Origin of the sequence: Nocardia sp. NPDC050718 (genome assembly GCF_040654235.1) — a bacterium.
Taxonomy (GTDB): Bacteria; Actinomycetota; Actinomycetes; order Mycobacteriales; family Mycobacteriaceae; genus Nocardia.
The window spans coordinates 718,683-739,539 of sequence record NZ_JBFAHQ010000003.1 but is presented as its reverse complement, the minus strand read 5'-3'; the positions used below and the strand labels follow the sequence as shown (position 1 = coordinate 739,539).

At 68.9% G+C, this 20,857-nt stretch carries 24 protein-coding genes; 7 read left to right on the top strand and 17 right to left on the bottom strand.

What is annotated here, in order from left to right:
- The first annotated feature begins 12 nt into the window (after window positions 1-12).
- Together AB0H54_RS17800 and AB0H54_RS17795 are read left to right on the top strand one after the other, a co-directional pair.
- Window positions 13-834 carry an SDR family oxidoreductase gene (locus AB0H54_RS17800; RefSeq protein ID WP_357346435.1) on the top strand — a complete coding sequence of 274 codons (822 nt, stop codon included), beginning with the start codon at window positions 13-15 and terminating at the stop codon, window positions 832-834.
- A gap of 113 nt (window positions 835-947) precedes the next feature.
- The gene (locus tag AB0H54_RS17795) at window positions 948-3,518 is read left to right on the top strand and encodes a hypothetical protein (RefSeq protein ID WP_357346434.1); all 2,571 of its coding nucleotides are present in this window, start codon (window positions 948-950) and stop codon (window positions 3,516-3,518) included.
- Between the two features lie 66 nt (window positions 3,519-3,584).
- On the opposite strand, the gene AB0H54_RS17790 is transcribed toward AB0H54_RS17795, so the two are convergent.
- The 13 genes from AB0H54_RS17790 to rpsJ form a co-directional block, all read right to left on the bottom strand.
- On the bottom strand, window positions 3,585-4,769 hold the full coding sequence (locus AB0H54_RS17790) for an MFS transporter (RefSeq protein ID WP_357346433.1): 1,185 nt from the start codon (window positions 4,767-4,769) through the stop codon (window positions 3,585-3,587).
- 63 nt (window positions 4,770-4,832) lie between these two features.
- The gene (locus AB0H54_RS17785) at window positions 4,833-5,234 is read right to left on the bottom strand and encodes a HEAT repeat domain-containing protein (protein WP_357346432.1); all 402 of its coding nucleotides are present in this window, start codon (window positions 5,232-5,234) and stop codon (window positions 4,833-4,835) included.
- Between the two features lie 87 nt (window positions 5,235-5,321).
- Complete coding sequence (gene rpsQ / locus AB0H54_RS17780) at window positions 5,322-5,591, bottom strand: 30S ribosomal protein S17 (protein WP_232996603.1); 270 nt, start codon at window positions 5,589-5,591, stop codon at window positions 5,322-5,324.
- Window positions 5,588-5,827 (bottom strand): 50S ribosomal protein L29, encoded by a 240-nt coding sequence (gene rpmC / locus AB0H54_RS17775; RefSeq protein WP_071926410.1) that lies wholly within the window; start codon window positions 5,825-5,827, stop codon window positions 5,588-5,590. The genes rpsQ and rpmC overlap by 4 nt, the downstream gene beginning before the upstream one ends.
- Window positions 5,827-6,243, bottom strand: a complete 417-nt coding sequence (rplP, locus tag AB0H54_RS17770) for a 50S ribosomal protein L16 (protein ID WP_019045023.1) — start codon at window positions 6,241-6,243, stop codon at window positions 5,827-5,829. Before rplP ends, rpmC begins: the two co-directional genes overlap by 1 nt.
- Before the next feature lie 3 nt (window positions 6,244-6,246).
- A complete protein-coding gene (gene rpsC, locus AB0H54_RS17765; RefSeq protein ID WP_019045022.1) occupies window positions 6,247-7,041 on the bottom strand; it encodes a 30S ribosomal protein S3 in 795 nt (264 codons plus the stop codon).
- Window positions 7,042-7,455, bottom strand: a complete 414-nt coding sequence (rplV, locus tag AB0H54_RS17760; protein WP_019045021.1) for a 50S ribosomal protein L22 — start codon at window positions 7,453-7,455, stop codon at window positions 7,042-7,044. It abuts the gene before it with no gap.
- Window positions 7,452-7,733: a 30S ribosomal protein S19 gene (gene rpsS / locus AB0H54_RS17755; RefSeq protein ID WP_019045020.1), complete on the bottom strand. Its 282-nt coding sequence runs from the start codon at window positions 7,731-7,733 to the stop codon at window positions 7,452-7,454. Before rpsS ends, rplV begins: the two co-directional genes overlap by 4 nt.
- Window positions 7,734-7,747: 14 nt before the next feature.
- Window positions 7,748-8,584, bottom strand: a complete 837-nt coding sequence (gene rplB / locus AB0H54_RS17750) for a 50S ribosomal protein L2 (RefSeq protein ID WP_019045019.1) — start codon at window positions 8,582-8,584, stop codon at window positions 7,748-7,750.
- 33 nt (window positions 8,585-8,617) lie between these two features.
- Window positions 8,618-8,923 (bottom strand): 50S ribosomal protein L23, encoded by a 306-nt coding sequence (gene rplW / locus AB0H54_RS17745; protein WP_019045018.1) that lies wholly within the window; start codon window positions 8,921-8,923, stop codon window positions 8,618-8,620.
- The gene (gene rplD / locus AB0H54_RS17740; protein WP_019045017.1) at window positions 8,920-9,594 is read right to left on the bottom strand and encodes a 50S ribosomal protein L4; all 675 of its coding nucleotides are present in this window, start codon (window positions 9,592-9,594) and stop codon (window positions 8,920-8,922) included. The genes rplW and rplD overlap by 4 nt, the downstream gene beginning before the upstream one ends.
- Window positions 9,591-10,256, bottom strand: coding sequence for a 50S ribosomal protein L3 (gene rplC / locus AB0H54_RS17735; RefSeq protein WP_019045016.1), 666 nt, complete (start codon window positions 10,254-10,256; stop codon window positions 9,591-9,593). The genes rplD and rplC overlap by 4 nt, the downstream gene beginning before the upstream one ends.
- Before the next feature lie 14 nt (window positions 10,257-10,270).
- On the bottom strand, window positions 10,271-10,576 hold the full coding sequence (gene rpsJ / locus AB0H54_RS17730) for a 30S ribosomal protein S10 (RefSeq protein WP_003938093.1): 306 nt from the start codon (window positions 10,574-10,576) through the stop codon (window positions 10,271-10,273).
- Window positions 10,577-11,096: 520 nt separating this feature from the next.
- Here rpsJ and AB0H54_RS17725 point away from each other — a divergent pair.
- The 4 genes from AB0H54_RS17725 (at window position 11,097) to AB0H54_RS17710 (ending at window position 14,931) form a co-directional block, all read left to right on the top strand.
- Window positions 11,097-11,573: a hotdog fold domain-containing protein gene (locus AB0H54_RS17725; RefSeq protein WP_357346431.1), complete on the top strand. Its 477-nt coding sequence runs from the start codon at window positions 11,097-11,099 to the stop codon at window positions 11,571-11,573.
- A gap of 71 nt (window positions 11,574-11,644) precedes the next feature.
- Window positions 11,645-12,523 (top strand): ATP-binding cassette domain-containing protein, encoded by an 879-nt coding sequence (locus AB0H54_RS17720; protein ID WP_357346430.1) that lies wholly within the window; start codon window positions 11,645-11,647, stop codon window positions 12,521-12,523.
- A complete protein-coding gene (locus AB0H54_RS17715; RefSeq protein WP_357346429.1) occupies window positions 12,520-13,701 on the top strand; it encodes an ABC transporter permease in 1,182 nt (393 codons plus the stop codon). Before AB0H54_RS17720 ends, AB0H54_RS17715 begins: the two co-directional genes overlap by 4 nt.
- A gap of 51 nt (window positions 13,702-13,752) precedes the next feature.
- On the top strand, window positions 13,753-14,931 hold the full coding sequence (locus AB0H54_RS17710; RefSeq protein WP_357346428.1) for a lycopene cyclase family protein: 1,179 nt from the start codon (window positions 13,753-13,755) through the stop codon (window positions 14,929-14,931).
- Window positions 14,932-14,980: 49 nt separating this feature from the next.
- Here the strand turns inward: AB0H54_RS17710 and AB0H54_RS17705 are convergent, their stop codons facing one another.
- Genes AB0H54_RS17705 through AB0H54_RS17695 form a run of 3 tightly spaced genes read right to left on the bottom strand, consistent with a single transcriptional unit; the run spans window position 14,981 to window position 17,645 of the window.
- The gene (locus AB0H54_RS17705; RefSeq protein ID WP_357346427.1) at window positions 14,981-15,838 is read right to left on the bottom strand and encodes an ABC transporter permease; all 858 of its coding nucleotides are present in this window, start codon (window positions 15,836-15,838) and stop codon (window positions 14,981-14,983) included.
- Window positions 15,835-16,644, bottom strand: a complete 810-nt coding sequence (locus AB0H54_RS17700; protein WP_357346426.1) for an ABC transporter permease — start codon at window positions 16,642-16,644, stop codon at window positions 15,835-15,837. The genes AB0H54_RS17705 and AB0H54_RS17700 overlap by 4 nt, the downstream gene beginning before the upstream one ends.
- On the bottom strand, window positions 16,644-17,645 hold the full coding sequence (locus tag AB0H54_RS17695) for an ATP-binding cassette domain-containing protein (RefSeq protein WP_355271213.1): 1,002 nt from the start codon (window positions 17,643-17,645) through the stop codon (window positions 16,644-16,646). The genes AB0H54_RS17700 and AB0H54_RS17695 overlap by 1 nt, the downstream gene beginning before the upstream one ends.
- A gap of 295 nt (window positions 17,646-17,940) precedes the next feature.
- Here AB0H54_RS17695 and AB0H54_RS17690 point away from each other — a divergent pair, with 295 nt between their 5' ends.
- Complete coding sequence (locus AB0H54_RS17690; protein ID WP_357346425.1) at window positions 17,941-19,455, top strand: aldehyde dehydrogenase family protein; 1,515 nt, start codon at window positions 17,941-17,943, stop codon at window positions 19,453-19,455.
- Here AB0H54_RS17690 and AB0H54_RS17685 read toward each other — a convergent pair.
- Entirely contained in the window at window positions 19,452-20,696 is a 1,245-nt protein-coding gene (locus AB0H54_RS17685) for a TetR/AcrR family transcriptional regulator (RefSeq protein WP_357346424.1), read from the bottom strand. The genes AB0H54_RS17690 and AB0H54_RS17685 overlap by 4 nt on opposite strands.
- Window positions 20,697-20,857: the final 161 nt, after the last annotated feature.

The following is a 20,857-nucleotide window of genomic DNA, read 5'->3' as shown; positions in this document are numbered from 1 at the left end:
AAGGCTTCGCCGATGAAACGCACCCATGCCGGCTCGGTCGTCGCGGTGACCGGCGGCGCCGCGGGCATCGGCCGCGAGATCGCCCGGCAGTTCGCGGTCGCGGGCGCGCGCGTCTGCATCGGCGACCTGTCCGGCACGGCGGCCCGCACCACGGCCAGGGAGCTCCCCGGCACCGTGCACGGGTGCGAACTCGACGTCACCGACGAGCGGTCGTTCCACAATTTCCTCGCCACCACCGAGGCCCTGCTCGGGCCGATCGACGTGCTCGTCAACAACGCGGGCGTCATGTGGGTCGGCGCGTTCGACACCGAACCCGATACCGCCACCACCCGGATGATCGCGGTGAACCTGCACGGCGTCATCCGTGGGGTGCGGCTGGCCGCGCCCGCGATGCGCACACGTCGGCGCGGACACATCGTCACCATCGCCTCCGCCGCGTCCCGACTATCCCCGCCCGGCGAATCCACCTACGCGGCAACCAAACACGGCGTGCTCGGCTATCTGACCGGTGTGCGCGAAGAACTTCGGGGCACCGGCGTGCGGATCTCGGTGATCATGCCGGGTGTCGTCGACACCGAACTGGCGGCCGGAACGGCAACGGGCGCAGCCGAACTCCTGCAACCCGCCGATGTCGCGAAGGCGGTGCTCGACGTGGTCGAGCGGCCGCGATTCGAGGTCTCCCTTCCCGGCTACATCGGCCCGCTCACGCATCTGGCCGGACTGCTGCCGCAACGGCTGCGCGATATCGTGCTGCGCCGCGCGGTCCCCGACCAGGTGGCGGCGGTCGCGGGATCTTCCGCGCGCGGGAAATACGAGAAGCGCACGCTCTCCTAGATCCGCTCCGATCGCCCGGTTGTCGTTGACCACGACGCGGACGGCGTTTACGCTCTCTGGCAATCACACATATGTTCGATAGTCCATATGTTCGAGTGACCGGAAGGCGCCAGATGTCCGACGATCGGTCGATGGAGGATGCCGTCAGCTCGCCGAACACCGAGATCACGGCACTCGCACAGCAGGTCGCGACCGCGCGCGGCAAGCTGCCGCTGCAGCACGACACGGCGCTCTACGACGCACTCTCCGACGCCGAGATCAGGGCCGAACGCGAACTCGCCGAATGGATCCGCGCGCAACGCCGCAAACAGCGCCGCCACGCCGTCGCCGACGAACTCGCCGCCGAACAGCGCGACCGGCGCACCGGCGCCCTGATCCGCCGCGCCGACGAAGCCGACGCCCGCTGGCATCGCAAGGCCCTGGCCGCCCGGCGGCGGGTCTCCAGCGCCGACGCGCGGCTGGCCCAGCTGTACCGGCGGGCCGAGTGGTCCTCGCGCGCGCTGATCGGCGTCGTCATCCTGGGCATGGTCTGGGCCGGGGTGAACGTGCAGCACAATCTGGTGCCCAGCGGGGACATGAGCGACCCGCTGTACTGGCTCAGCTTCGGCATCGAGGCGATGATCTCGATCCCGATCATCACCATCATGGTCGCCGCCACCACCGCCGCCCGCTGGGGTCGCGAACTCGAGCGCGGCAAGGTGCTGCTGTTCGAGCTGGCCCTGCTCGGCACCACCGTCGCCCTCAACGCCGGACCCCACCTGGCCTCCGGGTCGTACGGGCGCGCCGCCGAATACGCCATCGCGCCGGTGATGGTGGGTGTGGTGATCTGGCTGCACGCGTGGGTGTCGGCGCGGTACGCACTGTTGATCGAAGGGGCTTCGGTCGAACTGCCCGGGGAGGCGAGCTACTCCCCCGCCGAGCGAGTGATGTCGATGGCCGGGGTCGCCTCCGTGCCCGCGAGCACGCCGGAACAGGTTGCGGTGCAGGGCGACTCCCGGATGCGGGCAGTCGAGCGCGAGAACGTCACGGCCGCGCGCGATATCGCGGAGACGTCGGTGGCGGGATCTGCCGTCGACAAGGAGCGCGCCGTCATCGGTGCCATGCAGACCAGTGCGTCCGAATCACAAGAGAACTCCGCCGCGCAGGTAGCCACGGCGGTGGGAACCGCAATGAACGCCGCCGACTCCGAGGTTCGGGCTGCAATGAGCGCAGCCGACTCCGAGGTTCGGGCTTCGCGAGATGCCGCGCGGGAACACCCGGCCGCACAAGACGTCACAGTGGCGGCGACAGCCCTGGGCGCAGTCGATTCCGCCGCCCAGGCCTCGCAGAATGCCGCGCTCGACCGTTCCGCTGCACAGGCCACCACGGAGGTGGAGACCGTCCTGATCGATGCCGATTCCGACTCTCAGACCTCGCGGGATGCGGCGCGGGAGCGTCCCGCCGCGCGGGTCGACTCCACTCCCATCGAGACGCTCGCAGGTCGTGGCCAGCTCACGCATGGCGTCCGTCGGCCGTCGACCGACAAGATCGCCGCGCCCGGCACCCTCGAACTGATCCACAAGGCCGCCGCCGAGCACCGGCGCAACGGTGATCACGCCCGCGTCAACGGTGCCACCCCGACCCTGCGGCGAATACCCGTCACCGCCGCCGCGCAGGCGACTGCCGGCGAGGCCACCGGTACCGACCCGGTTCCCGAGGCGACGGCGCACGCCGGCTCCGTCGCCCGTGACCGCAACGGCGACACCGCGGCACCCACCGCATCGGTGGTGCACAACGATCCACAGCCTCCGGCCGAGCCCGAACAGCTCACCCTGACGGCAGACCTCGAACAGCCGAGTGCCGCTTCGGGGCCCGGCTCGAACCAGCAGCCTGCGGAGCGCGAGTCGACCCCTTCCGCGGATCGGCAGCCGTCGAAGTCAGAGCCGCAGGCCACGTCAGCTCCCGCGGCCGGGCGGCAGCGGACCGATGACTTCGCTGTGTCGAGGAACCAGCAGCGTGCCGAGACCGACCAGGCTCCCGTTGCAGTGCGGGCTTCTGCCGATCAGCAGACTGCTGACCAGGTCACGAAGTCCGCAGTGGCAGACGTTGCGCGGCAGCAGGATACGACGTTCGGGGCGAACCATTCGCCGCAGACGGATACAACGCCGTCGGCGAACGATATGCGGCAGCCGGATACGTCGTCCGCAGCGAGCGATACACGGCGCCCGAATACGACGCCCAAGGCGAGCGATGCGCGGCAGCAGAGCACGAAGTCCGCAGCTAGTGCGAAGCAGCAGCCTGCTGAGACGGAAGCCGTTACTCCCGAAGCGGAGTCGTCTTCGCAGCCTGCGCCGAGGCCCATCGCCGAGAAGCAGTTGACGAAGGTCGCGGCGGTGGCCGCGGCTCCCGTCGGCGAGCAGTTCCCCGAACCGGTCGAGCTCGAGGACGAGGACCAGGACGAGGACGACCGCACCGACGACTACGACTTCGACGACGACACCGAGGTCCGTGCCCTGGCCCGGCAGATCGCGCACCGCAGCCCCCTGCGGCTGACCCTCGATCAGATCGAAGAGATCCTCGAGCTCACCGATCAGTCGTGGTCGGCGCGCAGTATCGGCGCCGAGGTCGGCGTCTCGGGCAGCACCGTCACCAATATCGTCGAATTCGCCCGCAAGATCCGCCAGCCGTACGCCTTCACCGGCTGACCCCACCGACCCCACCGACCCCACCGACCGCGCCCCGGCCCCGGCTCGATCGGGGCCGGGGACGCTTCACCCCGGTGCCGGACCGACGACCGCTTTCGGCGCGGACCGCATCCCGACCAGCAGCGCGAGCCCGACACCCGCCGCGATCCCGAAAACGCCGGCGACCCCGAATCCGGCGCGCGCACCGCCGATCTCGATCATCGATCCGCCCAGCACACTGCCGAGGGCGCCACCCAGCGTCATCGCCGCGCCGTGCCAGCCGATGGCCTCACCACGTCCGCCCTCGGGGACGATCCGGCTCAGCTGGTCGATCGCCGCGGTGAGCGCGGGGGCACACAGCAATCCGGCGACGAAGCCGGTGACACCGAGCGACAGCGGACCGACGGCGATCGCCATCGGGACCGTCACCACGCCGAGCGCGATCAGCAGCACATCGGCCGGAATCGGCCGCCGCAGCGCGCCGTAGAGCAGACCGCCGACCAGCGAGCCCAGCCCCCAGATCGCCAGGATCACGCCGAGCCAGCGATCGGCGCCGAAACCGCGCACCGCCGAGACGAAGGTGAGTTCGGAGGCCGACACCACGCATACCGCCGCCGCCGCGACCCCACACAGTGCGACGAACTCGACGCGGAACCAGCTGCGCCGGGCCACCGGCCCCGTGCCGACCGCCGATTCCTCGGCACGCAGCGCGGGGTTCCACCACCACAGCACGATCCCGGCGAGCACCATGCACATCTGATTGGCGAACAGCGCCGCCGTCGTCGACCAGTGCAGCGCCGCCGCCACCCCGAGCACCGGCCCCACCATGAACGCCGCCTCGACCGAGACCGCCTCCAACGCGAGCGCGGGCTGACGCTGCTCCTCCGTCGTGGCCGCGATGATCGCCAGCCGCACCACGCTGAACACCGGAATGTCGTACAGCCCCGCGAGTCCCGCGAGCAGCAACAGCGGCAGATACCCGACGAACGGCGCCACCGACCAGCACACGGCCCCCAGCACGATCGCCGGCGCGATGGTCGCCCGCAACCCGAAGCGATCCACCAGCCGCCCCCGCCACGGCCCACTGGTCGCGACACACACGGTCACCACCATCGCCAGCGTCCCCGCCTGCAGAAACGACCCGCCCAACGTCTCCACCACATGCACCGCGAGCAGCACCGCCCCGGCGAAGTGCGGCACCCGCACCAGCACCCCGAGCAACACGATATTGCGCACCGCCCCGATAGACAGCACGTCCCGATAGGCCCGCATCGTCAGAGCCTGACAGCCCCCACCCCCACCCGCCACCGATTTTCCCGGGCAACGACGCCACGGCTACGACTCGTCGAGCAACTCTTCGAACTGTTCGAGCCCGGCCAGGCCGTCGGCCGACAATCCGGATCCCAGCGCCCTCGCGGATTTCACCAGTGGCACCTGCTCGAGCAGCTGCAACTCTCTCAACCGATACGCGATGTAGTCGACGTCCGGGTCATCACTTCGCCGCCCGAAGTCGGCCAACACCGCTTCCAGCCCCGCACCCCGACCGAATCGCACCAATTGCTCGGCAGCGTCCTGCTGCACGGCCGTATCCGCATCGTTCAATGCGGCGACCAGAGCCGCGAAGGCGTCCTCCGCAGGCAGCCACCGACCCAGTGCCAACACCGCATCGCGCCGCACGTCCCAGTCCGAGGCTCGAATCCGAGCCAACGCCTGATCGCGATCCAACTTCTCCCCCATCTCTTCCCAGGACAGACACGACGAAGGCCCGCTTCCCTGGGGAAACGGGCCTTCGTGGCAACGATCTCGATGGATCGAGGAGGGACCTTACTTGGCCTTCTCCAGGACCTCGACCAGACGCCAGCGCTTGGTGGCCGACAGCGGGCGGGTCTCCATCAGCTGAACGCGGTCGCCGATGCCGGCGATCTCGTTCTCGTCATGCGCCTTCACCTTGGAGGTGGTGCGAATGATCTTGCCGTAGAGCGGGTGCCGGTGACGGTCTTCCAGCTCGACGACGATCGTCTTGTTCATCTTGTCCGAGACGACGTAGCCGCTGCGTACCTTGCGGCTGTTGCGCTCTTCCTTGTTCTCGCTCATGCCGCATCTCCCTTGCCAGCGGGTGCCGTGGCCAGGCCGAGCTCGCGCTCACGCATGACCGTGTAGATCCGCGCGATCTCATGACGGACGACGCGCAGACGTCGGTTGTTGTCGAGCTGACCCGTCGCCATCTGGAAGCGCAGGTTGAACAGCTCTTCCTTCGACTCGCGCAGGCGGGCGACGAGCTCCTCTTCGTTGAGCTCGCGGAGCTCTGCGGCCGGTGTTCCGGTAGCCATCAGAACTGCTCCTCCCTGGTCACGATCCTGCACTTCATCGGGAGCTTGTGCATCGCGCGACGCAGGGCCTCGCGAGCGATCTCCTCGTTCGGGTAAGACATCTCGAACATGACCCGACCGGGCTTCACGTTCGCGACCCACCACTCCGGCGAACCCTTACCGGAACCCATGCGGGTCTCGGCAGGCTTCTTGGTGAGCGGGCGGTCGGGGTAGATGTTGATCCAGATCTTGCCGCCACGCTTGATGTGGCGGGTCATCGCGATACGCGCCGACTCGATCTGACGGTTGGTGACGTAGGCGGGCTCGAGAGCCTGGATGCCGTACTCACCGAACGCCACCGCGGTGCCGCCCTTGGACATGCCGGAGCGGGACGGGTGGTGCTGCTTGCGGTGCTTGACGCGACGGGGCATCAGCATGCGTCAGCCCTCCTGGTTCTCTGCCGGTGCGTCCGCCACAGCGGTGGCGGCGCGACCGACCTCGGTCGAGGTCGCGGTGGTGCCGGCGGAACCGGAACGACGCGGGCGGCTCGGACGCTCGCGGCGCGGGCGCTCCGGAGCAGCAGCGGCGGCGGTCAGCTCACGACGACCACCGACGATGTCACCCTTGTAGATCCAGACCTTCACGCCGATGCGACCGAAGGTGGTCTTGGCCTCGTAGAGGCCGTAGTCGATGTCCGCGCGCAGCGTGTGCAGCGGGACCCGACCCTCGCGGTAGAACTCCGAGCGCGACATTTCGGCGCCACCGAGGCGGCCCGAGCACTGCACGCGGATGCCCTTGACGTTCGGCGAACGCATGGCCGACTGGATGGCCTTGCGCATCGCGCGACGGAACGCCACACGGTTGCTGAGCTGCTCGGCGACACCCTGAGCGACCAGCTGCGCATCCGACTCGGGGTTCTTGACCTCGAGGATGTTCAGCTGAACCTGCTTCTTGGTGAGCTTCTCCAGCTCGGCGCGGATGCGGTCGGCCTCCGCGCCACGGCGACCGATCACGATGCCGGGACGCGCGGTGTGGATATCCACACGCACGCGGTCACGGGTGCGCTCGATCTCGACCTTCGAGATACCAGCCCGCTCCATGCCGGTGGCGAGGAGCTTGCGGATCTGAACGTCTTCCTTCACGTATTCCGCGTACTGCTTGTCCGCGTACCAACGCGACTTCCAGTCGGTGGTGATACCGAGGCGGAAGCCATGGGGGTTGATTTTCTGTCCCATTTACTTTGCCCCTCCCTTCCGGCGGCTACGAGTGGCAGCGCCGGCAGTGGGCACGCTCTCGACCTCGATGGTGATGTGGCTGGTGCGCTTGCGGATCCGGAACGCACGGCCCTGGGCCCGCGGCTGGAAACGCTTCATGGTGGCACCCTCGTCGACGAAAGCCGTCGAGATGACCAGGGTGGCCGGGTTGAGGCCGAGGTTGTTCTCGGCGTTCGCCGCGGCACTGGCCACGACCTTGGCAACCGGCTCGCTCGCGGCCTGCGGCGCGAACTTCAGGATCGCCAGGGCGTCCTCGACACGCTTGCCGCGGACCAGGTCCACGACGCGACGCGCCTTCATCGGGGTGACCCGCACGTGCTTAGCGGTAGCGCGGGCAGTCGGGTTCTGAACCGTTTCGGTGTTGGTTTCAGTCATCGCCGCTTGCTCTTCCGGTCGTCCTTGACGTGGCTCTTGAACGTCCTGGTCGGCGCGAACTCACCGAGCTTGTGGCCGACCATGTTGTCCGACACGAACACCGGGACATGCTTGCGACCGTCGTGGACGGCGAAAGTGTGGCCGATGAAATCGGGGATGATGGTCGAGCGACGCGACCAGGTCTTGATGACCTGCTTCGTGCCCTTTTCGTTCTGCACGTCCACCTTCGCGAGGAGGTGGTCGTCGACGAACGGGCCCTTCTTGAGGCTGCGTGGCATTTCTTACCTCCTCCTTAGCGCTTCTTGCCGGTCTTGCGGCGGCGAACGATGAGCTTGTCGCTCGGGCGGTTGGGCTTGCGGGTGCGGCCCTCAGGCTGACCCCACGGGGAGACCGGGTGGCGACCACCGGAGGTCTTACCCTCACCACCACCGTGCGGGTGGTCGACCGGGTTCATGACGACACCACGGACGGTAGGACGACGGCCCTTCCAGCGCATACGGCCGGCCTTGCCCCAGTTGATGTTCGACTGCTCGGCGTTGCCGACCTCGCCGACGGTGGCGCGGCAGCGCACGTCGACACGGCGGATTTCACCGGAGGGCATACGCAGGGTCGCGTACGGCCCTTCCTTGCCCAGCAGCTGGATGCTCATGCCTGCGGCACGGGCCATCTTGGCGCCGCCGCCCGGACGCAGCTCCACGTTGTGGATCGTGGTACCGGTCGGGATGTTGCGCAGCGGCAGGTTGTTGCCCGGCTTGATGTCGGCCGTGGGGCCGGACTCGATCGGGCTGCCCTGCTGGATGCCCTTCGGCGCGATGATGTAGCGCTTCTCGCCGTCGGCGAAGTGCAGCAGAGCGATGTTGGCGGTGCGGTTGGGGTCGTACTCGATGTGCGCGACCTTGGCCGGGATGCCGTCCTTGTCCAGGCGACGGAAGTCGATGACACGGTAGGCACGCTTGTGACCGCCACCGCGGTGACGCGTGGTGATGCGACCGTGCGCGTTACGACCACCGGACTTGGTGAGCGGGCGCAGCAGCGACTTCTCCGGCGTCGACCGGGTGATCTCGGCGAAGTCCGAGACGCTGGAGCCACGACGGCCCGGCGTTGTCGGCTTGTACTTACGGATTGCCATGAGTTCTTCTCTACTTTCTGGATGACCAGCCGCTTACGCGACCGGGCCTCCGAAGATCTCGATGGGCTTGCTGTCGGCCGAGATGGTCACGAGCGCGCGCTTGGTGTCCTTGCGCTTGCCGTAACCGAAGCGGGTCCGCTTGCGCTTGCCCTGACGGTTGGCGGTGTTGACGCTGGTGACCTTGACGCCGAAAACCTTCTCGACGGCGATCTTGATCTGCGTCTTGTTCGAATCCGGGTGCACCAGGAAGGTGTAGGTGCCTTCCTCGATCAGTCCGTAGGACTTCTCCGAGATGACCGGTGCGAGCAGGATGTCGCGGGGGTCGGCGATGGTGCTCACTTGCTCTCCTCCTGGGCCGCCTCGGCGGGACCGTGAACGAACGCGTTCAGGGCCTCGACGCTGAACACCAGTTCGTCGCTGTTGAGGACGTCGTAGGTGTTGAGCTGATCCGGGGCGATCGGCAGCACGTTCTGCAGGTTCGCCACGCTCTTCCACGCGGCGACGTCCTCGCGACCGACGACGACCAGGAACTTCTTGCGGTCCGACAGCTCGGACAGGAAGCTCTTGGCGGCCTTGGTCGACGGGGTCTGACCCGCGACCAGCTCGGTGATCACGTGGATGCGCTCGTTGCGGGCCCGGTCGGACAGGGCGCCACGCAGGGCGGCGGCCTTCATCTTCTTGGGGGTCCGCTGGCTGTAGTCACGCGGCTGCGGGCCGTGGACGGTGCCACCGCCGGCGAACTGCGGCGCACGGGTCGAACCCTGGCGGGCGCGGCCGGTGCCCTTCTGGCGGTACGGCTTCTTGCCACCACCGGAGACCTGACCACGAGTCTTCGTGGCGTGGGTGCCCTGGCGAGCGGCGGCCAGCTGCGCGATGACGACCTGGTGCATCAGCGCGACGTTGGCGGTCACGTCGAAGATCTCCGCGGGGAGTTCGACGGTGCCTTCGGTCTTGCCGCCTGCGGCCTTAACGGTCAGCGTCAGGTTGGCCTTCTTGTCGAGGCTGGTCATGCGTGCGCACCACCCTTCACGGCGCTCTTGACGATCACGACGTTGCCCTTGCGGCCAGGGATGGCACCCTTGACCAGGAGCAGGCCGTTCTCGGCGTCGACCTTGTGAACCGAGAGGTTCTGCGTGGTGACGCGGTCGTTACCCATACGGCCCGACATGCGCATGCCCTTGAACACGCGGCCGGGAGTGGCGCAGCCACCGATGGAGCCCGGGCGACGGTGCACAGCCTGCGCACCGTGCGAGGCGCCCTGGCCCTTGAAGCCGTGACGCTTCATGGTGCCGGCGAAGCCCTTGCCCTTGCTGATGCCGGTCACGTCGACGTAGGTGCCCTCTTCGAAGACGTCGGCGGAGAGCTCCTGGCCGACCTCGAAGGTGGAGGCATCCGCGACGCGGATCTCGGTGACGTGGCGGCGCGGGGTGACACCGGCCTTGGCGAACTGGCCGGAAGTCGGCTTGTTCACCTTGCGCGGGTCGATGGCGCCGAAAGCGATCTGGACGGCCGAGTAGCCGTCGCGCTCCACGGTGCGGATCTGGGTGACCACGTTCGGGCCCGCCTTGATGACGGTGACCGGGACGACGCGGTTCTTCTCGTCGAAGACCTGGGTCATGCCGAGCTTGGTGCCCAGGATGCCGGCTGCGGGCCGGTTCTTGTTGTCAGTCATATCTCGAGTCCCCGTCACTGAATGTTGACGTCGACGCTGGCCGGCAGGTCGATGCGCATGAGCGCGTCGACCGTCTTCGGCGTCGGGTCGAGGATGTCGATGAGGCGCTTGTGCGTACGCATCTCGAAGTGTTCGCGCGAGTCCTTGTACTTGTGCGGCGAACGGATGACGCAGTACACGTTCTTCTCGGTGGGCAACGGCACAGGCCCGACCACACGGGCGCCAGTGCGGGTCACCGTCTCCACGATCTTGCGCGCAGACGCGTCGATCGCCTCGTGGTCATAGGCCTTGAGCCTGATGCGGATCTTTTGTCCCGCCACGCTAAGTGTCCTTTTCTCCGCTTTCCTTCGTGGTCACAGGAGCTGGCTCCTGCACCACCCTCATTTGCACAGCCCGAACACACGAAAGACGCCAGAACGCCACCGGGCACCGCCCAGTCTTCGCCGCTGTTCATCTGTCATGGTTCTCCGGTCCACGCGGTCGGGCGTGTCGCCTTTTCGCTCATTCTTCAGCCCTGGTCACTTGCGCACCGCTGGCCTGGAACGTGGTCCCGGACGTATCCACACCGGCGAACCGACGGGATACAAACTACTGCTCGCCTCGCTCGACCCGTCTTCTCCGTGGAAAAGACATGATCCTGTGCAAGGCAACCCGAACAGTATGCACCATGCCGACGACGCTCTTCAAATCGGGGGTCGTGAGGTATCGATCACGCCCCTGCGGGGCCATCTACCTGGACCGCATCGCCGGCTGGGCTGTACCGGACCATGGTAGCTGGCGCGACGCTCGCGCCGGTCGCCGAGGGTTCCGCGCTACCTTACTTTTGAGTAAGATACGGGCATGGCACAGGAAACCGCGACGTACCGCGGCTGGAAGAAACTGCCCGACAACCGCCTCGGGCACACGCTGTTCTCGCTCGGCATGGTCGCCCGGGTGCCCTACTTCGGCACGGTGCTGCCGCAGGTGGTGCGGCTCGAGCCGGGCATCTGCGAGGTGACCTCGCCCAAGTGGTTCGGCATCCACAACCACCTGGGCACCTTCCACGCGATCGCGGCCTGCAATCTGGCCGAGGTCGCGATGGGCATGCTCAGCGAGGCCACCGTGCCGACCACGCATCGCTGGATTCCCAAGTCGATGAACGTGCAGTACCTGGCCAAGGCCGAGTCCGGGCTGCGCGCGGTGGCCAGGCTGACCGAGATCCCCGACTTCGACGCCATCACCGAGGGCACCGAACTCACCGTCCCCGTGTCGATCTACGACAAGGACGGCATCGAGGTCGTGCACGCCGACATCACCACCTGGGTCACGCCGCGCTGAGCTGAACATCGAGCCCGGTGCGGCGTCGGATCGGTACCGTTGGGGCGAGACGACAACAGACGGGGAATTCGATGTTGGAAGTCGCGCATCTCATCCGGCGCTTCGGCGACAACGTGGCGGTCGACGAGGTGTCCTTCACCGTGCCGCCGGGGGCGCTGACCGGGTTCGTCGGGGGGAACGGGGCGGGCAAGACCACCACCATGCGGATGATCATGGGGGTGCTGGCGGTGCACGGGGGCGAGGTCAGGTGGAACGGACGGGCGGTGACCGCGCTCGATCGCCGCTCGTTCGGGTACATGCCGGAGGAGCGCGGGCTGTATCCGAAACAGCCGGTGCTCGATCAGCTCGTCTATCTGGCCAGGCTGCGCGGACTGAGCGCGGCCGAGGCGAAGGCGCGAGCCGCCGAACTGCTGGGGCGGTTCGGGCTCGGCGACCGGAGCAAGGACAAGCTCGAGTCGCTGTCGCTGGGTAATCAGCAGCGGGTGCAGATCGCGGCCGCGGTGATCGCGCAGCCGACGGCGCTGATCCTGGACGAGCCGTTCTCCGGGCTCGATCCGGTCGCGGTCGATTCCATGGCCGAGCTGCTGCGCGAATACGCCGGGCAAGGCGTGCCGGTGCTGTTCTCCTCCCATCAGCTGGATCTGGTCGAGCGGCTGTGCGATCAGCTGGTGATCCTCGCCGCGGGGCGGGTGGTCGGGCAGGGCACGGTGGCGGCGCTGCGGGCGACGAGCGCGGCGCGGTACCGGCTGGTCGTCGGCAGTGATCCGGGCTGGTTACGGGAGTTCGCCGGGGTGCGGGTGCTCGAGACGAACGGGTCGGCGGCGGTGATCGAGCTGGCGGACACCAGTACCGACGCGGTGCTCGCCGAGGCGCTGGCGCGGGGGTCGGTGCGCGAGTTCGCCGAACTGCGGCCGACCGTCGCCGAGATCTATCGGGAGGTGACGGCATGACCGCCCCCGCATCGCATGGCGTGTGGCGGATCGTCGCCGCCAGGGAGATCGTGGTGAAGCTGCGCGATCGCAACTTCGTCATCTCGACGGTGATCACCATCGTGGCCATCGTCGCCTCGCTGGCCGTGAGCGGGTTCGTCAGCAGCAGGCCGGACAAGATCGAGGTCGCCGTCACCGGGCCGGAGACGGTGGCGGTGGTCCAGGCGGCGGGTGGCCTGGCCGCGGCGGCCGATACCGATATCTCCTTCACCGCCTATCCCTACCCGGACCGGGCCGCCGTCGAGCAGCAGGTGCGCGACGGGACGGTCGAGGTCGGGCTGGTGCCGGTGGACGGCGGGTGGCAGCTCATCGGCAAGACCGCCGAGAACGACGACGCCACCACCTACATCTCGGCCGCCGCCGCGCAGCTGGCCCTACAGCGCAATGCCGAGGCCGCCGGTGTGTCGCTCGAAGAGCTCGCGCGCGGAGCCGGGGTGAGCTACGCGCTGCTGGAGCAGGGCGGGGTCGATCCGGGGCTCGCCAGGATCGTGGCGTTCGTGTTCGCGTTCCTCTTCTATCTGGCGTCGGTGCTGTTCGGCATGTCCATCGCGCAGAGTGTGGTGGAGGAGAAGCAGAACCGGATCGTCGAGATCCTGGCCAGCGCGATGCCGTTGCGGCAGTTGCTGATCGGCAAGGTGGCCGGCAACGCGGTGCTGGCGTTCGCGCAGCTCAGCCTGTTCGTCGGCGCGGGTCTGATCGGCTTGGCCGCGACCGGGCAGGCCGATCAGCTGGGCCGGATCGCCGGCGCGGCGGGGTGGTTCATCGTCTTCTTCCTGGTCGGTTTCCTGGCGCTGGCCAGTCTCTGGGCCGTCGCGGGCTCGCTGGCGACCCGCAGCGAAGACCTCCAGTCCACCGCCACTCCCCTGTCGATGCTGATCATGATCGTGCTGTTCGCCGGCATCTTCCTCACCGGCGGCGCCCGGGTCGTCGCGTCCTATGTCCCGATCATGTCCATCGTCGCCATGCCGGGCCGCCTCGCCGACGGCACCGCCGCCTGGTGGGAACCGTTCATCTCCCTCGCGCTGATGGCCGTGGCCACCTACGGCATCGTGGTCGTCGCCGAACGCGTCTACCGGCGCTCCCTCATGCAGACCCAGGGCCGGCTCACCTTCCGTCAGGCCTTGGCCTTGGAGGACTGAGCCGAACAGCGGCGCTTGCGCCGTGACGGCCGGTGCGGTTTGAATGCGGGCGTGAGCGTTGTGCGGGAATTCGATATCTGCGTGGTCGGGTTGGGGCCGACCGGGCGGGGGTTGGCGCATCGCGCCGCGGTGGCCGGGTTGCGGGTGGCGGCGGTGGATCCGCGGCCGGATCGGCTGTTCCCGCCGACGTTCTCGTGCTGGGTCGACGAGCTGCCGGAATGGCTGCCCGCGAGCGTGATCGCGCAGCGGATCGAGGCCCCGACGGTGTGGACGAAGACCGAGCACCGGATCGCGCGGCCCTACTGCGTGCTGTCCAAGGCGGGGTTGCACGCGGCGCTGGCGCTCGACGACGCGACGGTGTTCGCGGACCGGGCGCGCCGGGTCGACCAGCACGAGGTGGAGCTCGCGGACGGGACGGTGATCTCGGCGGCGGTGGTGTTGGACACCAGGGGCCTGCCCGTGCTGGGGCAGCGCCGAGCGGCGTCGGCGCACGGGATCTTCGTCGACGCCGAGACCGCGGCGCCGATGGTGGCCGACGGCGAGGGCCTGCTGCTGGACTGGCGGCCGGAGAACGGGGCCGGTCCGGACGAGCCGCCGTCGTTCCTCTACGCCGTGCCGCTGGGCGACGGGACGGTGATCTTCGAGGAGACCAGCCTCGGCTTACGCGGCGGGATGCCACAGCACGAGCTACGCAAGCGCACGCTGAGCAGGCTCGCGGCACACGGCATCCGGCTCACCGGGGACGAGCCGCACGAGGCCGCCCACTATCCGCTGGATCAGCCGCCGCCGAAGAAGGGCACCGCCGTCGCCGTGCCGTTCGGTTCGCGCGGCGGGATGATGCACCCGTGCACCGGGTACTCGGTGGCCGATTCGCTCGCCCTCATCGATACCGCGATCGACGCCGTCCGGGCGGGTCGCGACCCGATCGCCGCGCTGTGGCCATGGCGGGCCCGAGCGGTGTACTGGATGCGGATGCGCGGGCTGTGGGGCCTCGGCCGACTCACCACCGACCAGTCGATCGCGATGTTCGAGGCGTTCTTCACCGAGTCCGAACGCGGTCAGCGGGCGCTGCTGACCGCCCACGACGACTACGCCGCGCTCGGCGCGGTGCTGTTCAACACCGTCGCGCACACCTGGCCGTTCCGCTGGCGCTACGACCTGGTCGGCTGGACCAACCGCAATCGGTGGGTCGACTACCCGTTCGCGCCGGCCGAGGCGCCGACCCACTGACACAGCAATCGCCCCGGAGTCACATGGACTCCGGGGCGATTGCCGTAGCTTACGAGGACTGCGCGGCGCGCTTGTAGCCGACGATCGCCGGGTAGGCGAAGACCGCGATCATCCCGATCGTCCAGGCCAGCGTCTTCAGCAGCGGCTCGGCGACCGGCCCGCCGTAGGACAGGCCGATCATCGCGTTGATCGCGCAGCTCATCGGCTGGTTCTCCACGATGGTCTGCAGCCAGGTCGGATAGGCGAAGATCGGGACGAAGCCGGTGTTGAAGAACATCAGCAGCGTGTTGACGATGCTGATCAAGCTGATCAGCATGACGCCCTCGGTGACGGTGGCCAGCGCGGTCACCATCACCGCGAAGCCGAGGCCGAACAGCACCGGCACGCAGACCAGCGCGATGTTGGTGAGCGGGTCCTCCATGAACAGGAACCCCAGCGGCACCGCGACCAGCAGCACGATCACGGTGGTGATCAGGATGCGCACCGCCTCGGCCAGCAGCCGGCCGGTCAGCAGCGAGGCCTTGTTCAGCGGCATCGTGTAGAACCGGCTGAGCAGCCCGGCCGCCTTCTCGCGCTTGAAACCGAGGGCGCTGACCACCGCGCCGGTCATGGCCGCCACCAGGGTGAGCAGCGCGGCCTGTCCGTAGATCGCGGGCATGCCGCCGTAGGCGGTGATGTAGTCGCCGAGCACGATGCGGAACATCAGCAGCGTCACCGCCGGGTAGACGATGGTCTGGATCGTCGTCGCCGGATCACGCAGCCACACCATCAGCAGCCGCTTGCACTGGAGCACGCTGTGCGTCGCCCACATCGACACCGAGCCTTCCGGCTTGGCGTGCACCACCGGCAACAACGCCGCGGTCTCGTCGACCGGCAGCGTGTGCTGGTCGGGCGTTGTCGTCGTCATGATCGCCTCACACTCGCCCACACAGCCAGTGGGAGGAAGAAAATGGTCAGACCGGCGAGCCACACCAGCGACACCCAGGTACCCGCCCAGCTCAGGTGGCCCGCGGCCATGTCGCTGAGGGTCTGGGCGGCCTGCGAGATCGGCTGATTGCGGGCGAAGCCCCGCGCCCAGCTCGGGAAGGCCTGCTCGGGAACGAACCCGGTGGACAGCATCCCGAAGATCAGGATCGGCAGGGTGAGCGCCTGGCTCAGCGACTCGGGGTTCTTGGTGAGGCTGCCGAGCGCGTCGGCGCCGAGCGTCAGGACAAGGCCGACCGCCAGCGCGAAACCACAGAAGGCCAGCGCCTGCAGCCAGCCGCCGGAGAACCGGAAGCCGATCAGGTAGCCGTAGCCGATGGTGGCGATCAGCGAGATCACCGAGCGCACCAGACCGGCGCTGATCCGCGAGACCAGCGGCACCAGCGAACCGATCGGCATGGTCTGCAGCCGCGAACTCAGCCCGGTGAGCGCCTCGAACGCCGCGAGCTGGGCGTTGGACATCATCGTCATCGCCATCGTCTGGAGCACGATGATCGGCATGACGTACTGCGCGTAGTCGATGCCCTGGACCTTCATCACGTACCGCAGCGGCAGATAGAAGGCCACGGTGATCACCAGCGGGAAGAGCACCGCGACGATCAGCTCGCCCTTGGTGACCATGGTCCACACGACCCGGCCGGTCAGCGCGCGCCACTGCGCGAAGCTGCTCGGCTGGGCCGCGGGTAGGTCGTCGAACAGGGTGGTCCCCGCGACGGTCGGAGCGCTCACTAGTGGCCGCCCGAATGACCGGTGATCGACAGGAACACGTCGTCGAGCGAGGGCCTGCGCAGCGCGATGTCGGCCAGGTCGATGCCCGCGCTGTCGAGCCTGCGCAGCGCCTCGGCGAGGGTGGCGGCACCGTCGGGAGCGGGCACCGACAGCTTGTCCGCGCCGGCGATGTCGGCGGCCACGGCGGCGGGGACCAGGTCGCCGAGCGCCTCGACCGTCGCGGCCAGGCGGCTCGGGTCGAGCGGGACGATCTCGCAGAAGCTGCCGCCGGTCTTGGCCTTGAGCTGATCGGCGGTGCCCTCGGCGATGACCGTGCCCTTGTCGATGACGATGATGTTGTCGCTGAGCACGTCGGCCTCTTCGAGGTACTGCGTGGTCAGCAGCACCGTGATGCCCTGGTTCTTGAGCGCGGTGACCAGGTCCCACACGCCCTGACGGCTGCGCGGGTCCAGGCCGGTGGTCGGCTCGTCGAGGAAGACGACCTCGGGCCGCACGACCAGCCCGCAGGCGATGTCGACGCGGCGGCGCATGCCACCGGAGTAGTTGCGCACGGCGCGCTTGCCCGCGCTGACCAGGTCGAACTCCTCGAGCAGCACTTCCGCGCGCTTGCGGGCGGCCGACTTGGACAGACCCATCAGCCGACCGAACAGTTCCAGGTTCTCGCGTCCGGTCAGGTTCTCGTCGAGCGCGGCGTACTGGCCGGTCATCATGATCGCCCGGCGCACGCCCGCCGCGTCGGTGCGCACGTCGTGCCCGGCGACGATCGCGGTGCCGGAGTCGGGGCGCAGCAGCGTCGACAGGATCTTGACCGTGGTGGTCTTGCCCGCGCCGTTGGGGCCGAGGATGCCCAATACGCTGGCCTTCTCGGCCTGGAAACTGATGCCCTGCAACGCGTGCACATCGCCGAAGGATTTGCGCACATCGGACACCAGCACCGCGGGCTCACCGCCGGGCGACGCGACGCCACCCGCCGGCGAATCCACTGAGATCGAACTCGGCATCAACTCTCCACCATCAGCCGGGTGCGGCGCCCTGACCGGACGAGCGCACACGGAATTTGCTTCTCGGTAGGTGATCCATACCGTTCGGCGCGATGTTACCGGTCCGGCGGTTTTCCGGGTCGCGTCTGCGCGCACCCGGCCGGTTTCCCGCGCGGCTGTGGTCTTGCTCACCAGGGCAGTGGAAGGGCAGTGCGCCGACCTTGTCGGCGCGCTCGGGCGCCCATACGCTGGCGACGGGGAAACACTCGTCTCACCGGCCCGCACGCGGGCGTGTTCGATCTCGTGAGAGGTGACAATGGGCGACTCAGCACCGGCAGGCGCCGCCGTGCCGACGGGGCGATCCGACGTGCTGACGTCGTTCGACCCGCGCACCGGCGAACAGCTCGCGCAGTATCCCGTGCACGGGCAGGCCGAGGTCACCCGCGCGGTGCGCACCGCGCGCGCCACCCAGAACTGGTGGAGCGAACTGGGATTCGCGGGCCGCAAGCGGCTGCTGCTGGACTGGCGCACGCGGATCGCCAGGCGCACCGGCGAATTGGTGGAGCTGCTGCGCGCCGAGACGGGCAAGCCGGAGGCCGACGCCGCGCTCGAGGTGATGCTGGCGGTGGAGAACCTGGACTGGGCCGCCCGCAACGCCGAGCGGACGCTGGGCCGAAAGCGCCTGGCCACCGGCTGGTTCACCCGCAATCAGCACGCCTCGGTCGGGTATCTGCCACTGGGCGTGGTCGGGGTGCTCGGCGCCTGGAACAACCCGGTCTTCACGCCGATGAGCTCGATCGCCTACGCGATGGCCGCGGGCAACGCGGTCGTCTTCCATCCGCACGAGCTGACCACCGGCGTCGGCACCTGGCTGGCCGAGAGCTGGGCGGCGGTGGCGCCCGATCAACCGGTGCTGCAGGCCGTCACCGGTGACGCGCGCACCGCGACCGCGCTGTGCAAGTCCGGCGTGGACAAGATCGCCTACGCCGGGCCGGAGGCGGCCGGGCGCGACGTGATCGCCCTGTGCGCGCAGACGCTGACGCCGGTCGTGGTGGAGCACAGCGGCAAGGGCAGCATGATCGTGCACGTCGACGCCGTCCTCGACGCGGCGGCCGAGGCCGCGGTCTTCGGCGCGATGGCCAACGCCGGGCAGAACGCCTCGGGCATCCAGCGCTGCTATGTCGCCGATTCGGTCTTCGACGACTTCCTGGCCAGGGTGGCCGAACGCGCGGCGAAGCTGCGCCCCGGCGCCGACAACCGCGCCGCCTACGGCCCGATGATCAACGCCGCCCAGGTCGACGTGGTGCGCAAGCAGGTCCGCGACGCCATCGCGCGCGGCGGGCACGCGGTGCTCGGCGGCCTCGATTCCTTCCGCGATCCGTACGTGGAGCCCATCGTGCTGGCCGAGGTGCCGGAGGAGAGCATCGCGATCACCGGCGAGGGCACCGGCCCGGTGCTGGTGGTGAATCGCGTCGCCGACCTGGCCGACGCGGTGACCAGGGTGAACGCGGCGGGCAACGGCATCGCCGTCACCGTCTTCACCCGCGACATCCCCAGCGCGGAGTTCATCGCCGAGCAGCTCAGGGTCGGCGTGGTCACGGTGAACTCGTCGACCGCCTTCACCGGGATCCCGGCGCTGCCGTTCGGCGGCGTCGGCGAGTACGGGCAGGGCCACAGCCACGGTCAGCAGGGCCTGCGCGAATTCAGCCGGACCATGTCGATCGCCCGCAGGCGCTATCGGGCCCCGGTCCGGCTCTCGACCTTCGACCGGCATCCCCGGCATCTGCACACGGCGCGCGCCCTGTTCCGGCTGCGCCACGGCCGGGCCTAGGCTTCGGCGTCCGGCTCGGCCTTGTCGCCGAGCAGGACCGCGCCGGTGAGCGCGGCCAGCCGGGCGAGCTGTTCGGGCCTGGAGTCGAAGCGCAGCAGCCGGCCCACGTCGATGATCTGACCGATCGCGGCGTGCACCCGGAACCTGGCCTCGATCGGGTCGCCGTCGAGCAGGTTGGCCCATTCGAGGACGTTCTGGCGCTGGATGGCGCGCAGCCGGTGCTGTTCGGCCTGCGGGAGGTTGCTGAACTCCGCGTAGTACACCGGCATGATCTCCGGCGTCGCGAAGGTGAGCCGGGCATAGCGGTCGGCGATGCGGCGGGCGGCGTCGGCCCGGCTCTCCGACTCGGCCAGTGCCTCGCCGATCGCCACGGCGAGCCGGTCGCCGGTGCGGTGGAAGGCGGCGGCGAGCAGGTCGGCCTTGCTGTCGAAGTGCCGGTAGACGCTGGAGGCGTTGATCCCGACGGCGGCGCCGATCTCCTCGATGCCCGACTCGTGATAGCCGTTGCGGCCGAAGATCCTGATCGCCTCGGTGAGCAGCTGTTCACGTTTCGATGTCACCGGCAGGCCCCGGTTCTGCCGGTCCGGTTCCGCGGCGGCGGGGGCGGGCGGCAGGTCGGCGCGCACGATCGCCCAGGACATGTCGAGCTGGAGCGCGAGGACGCGCGAGTGCGACAGCGTGGTGCGGTGCGCGGCGATACTGGCCAGCGAGCTCAACGCGCCGACCGCCCGCAGGGTGACGTTGTCGGGGCTCTCGCCGGGGTGCAGTTCGGCGATCGGCGCCGCGACCATGGCCTCGAGTTCGCGATAGAACGCGCGGATGCGCACGCGGTCCTCGCGCTCGAGATAGCGGCGTTCCCAGCGGTAGAGACCGGCCTCGCGCCGGAAGTCGATGTTCTGCTCGGCGACGGCCGTGAGCAGCGCGTCGAGCCGGGCCTCCGCGGGCAGCGACGGGTCGTCGGCGGCCGCGGCGCAATCGCGCAAACCGCGCGCGCCCTCTTCGGCGGCGGCCACGAGCAGGGCGTACTTGTTGGCGAAGTGGCGGTACAGGGCGGGCCCGGAGATGCCGACCTCGGCGGCGATCTCGTCCACGCCGACCGGGTAGTAGCCACGGGCGCTGAACGCGCGCGCGGCGGCCCGCATGATCTGGATCTTGCGGTCCTTGGGCCTGCGGCGCACGACCCGCGCCGGTGCGGTGGTCGGCTCGCAGGCGCGTTCGGCCTCACTGCGATCGGCGACCATGCACTCACTTTCCGTTCCGCGAACCGGGCTACTTACGACTGGCTGCGCACCCACCGGGCGGCGCCGGACCAGTCAACCTAAGTTAACCACAATTCGCAAACGTCGAGAGGCAGTCCGGGAAACGAAAACCGCCCCGGCGATACCGGGGCGGCCTTCGTGGA

Bases quoted from the DNA above. Each gene is read 5' to 3' on its own strand.
- AB0H54_RS17720 (WP_357346430.1), top strand. From the start codon at position 11,645: ATGTTGGAAGTCGCGCATCTCATCCGGCGCTTCGGCGACAACGTGGCG.
- rplP (WP_019045023.1), bottom strand. From the start codon at position 6,243: ATGCTGATGCCCCGTCGCGTCAAGCACCGCAAGCAGCACCACCCGTCC.
- rpmC (WP_071926410.1), bottom strand. From the start codon at position 5,827: ATGGCTACCGGAACACCGGCCGCAGAGCTCCGCGAGCTCAACGAAGAG.
- rpsQ (WP_232996603.1), bottom strand. From the start codon at position 5,591: ATGAGCGAGAACAAGGAAGAGCGCAACAGCCGCAAGGTACGCAGCGGC.
- rplV (WP_019045021.1), bottom strand. From the start codon at position 7,455: ATGACTGAAACCAACACCGAAACGGTTCAGAACCCGACTGCCCGCGCT.
- AB0H54_RS17705 (WP_357346427.1), bottom strand. From the start codon at position 15,838: ATGACGACGACAACGCCCGACCAGCACACGCTGCCGGTCGACGAGACC.
- rpsS (WP_019045020.1), bottom strand. From the start codon at position 7,733: ATGCCACGCAGCCTCAAGAAGGGCCCGTTCGTCGACGACCACCTCCTC.
- AB0H54_RS17695 (WP_355271213.1), bottom strand. From the start codon at position 17,645: ATGCCGAGTTCGATCTCAGTGGATTCGCCGGCGGGTGGCGTCGCGTCG.
- rplC (WP_019045016.1), bottom strand. From the start codon at position 10,256: ATGACTGACAACAAGAACCGGCCCGCAGCCGGCATCCTGGGCACCAAG.
- AB0H54_RS17785 (WP_357346432.1), bottom strand. From the start codon at position 5,234: ATGGGGGAGAAGTTGGATCGCGATCAGGCGTTGGCTCGGATTCGAGCC.
- AB0H54_RS17800 (WP_357346435.1), top strand. From the start codon at position 13: ATGAAACGCACCCATGCCGGCTCGGTCGTCGCGGTGACCGGCGGCGCC.
- AB0H54_RS17690 (WP_357346425.1), top strand. From the start codon at position 17,941: ATGGGCGACTCAGCACCGGCAGGCGCCGCCGTGCCGACGGGGCGATCC.
- rpsC (WP_019045022.1), bottom strand. From the start codon at position 7,041: ATGGGACAGAAAATCAACCCCCATGGCTTCCGCCTCGGTATCACCACC.
- AB0H54_RS17725 (WP_357346431.1), top strand. From the start codon at position 11,097: ATGGCACAGGAAACCGCGACGTACCGCGGCTGGAAGAAACTGCCCGAC.
- AB0H54_RS17790 (WP_357346433.1), bottom strand. From the start codon at position 4,769: ATGCGGGCCTATCGGGACGTGCTGTCTATCGGGGCGGTGCGCAATATC.
- rplB (WP_019045019.1), bottom strand. From the start codon at position 8,584: ATGGCAATCCGTAAGTACAAGCCGACAACGCCGGGCCGTCGTGGCTCC.
- rplD (WP_019045017.1), bottom strand. From the start codon at position 9,594: ATGACCAGCCTCGACAAGAAGGCCAACCTGACGCTGACCGTTAAGGCC.
- AB0H54_RS17685 (WP_357346424.1), bottom strand. From the start codon at position 20,696: ATGGTCGCCGATCGCAGTGAGGCCGAACGCGCCTGCGAGCCGACCACC.
- AB0H54_RS17795 (WP_357346434.1), top strand. From the start codon at position 948: ATGTCCGACGATCGGTCGATGGAGGATGCCGTCAGCTCGCCGAACACC.
- AB0H54_RS17715 (WP_357346429.1), top strand. From the start codon at position 12,520: ATGACCGCCCCCGCATCGCATGGCGTGTGGCGGATCGTCGCCGCCAGG.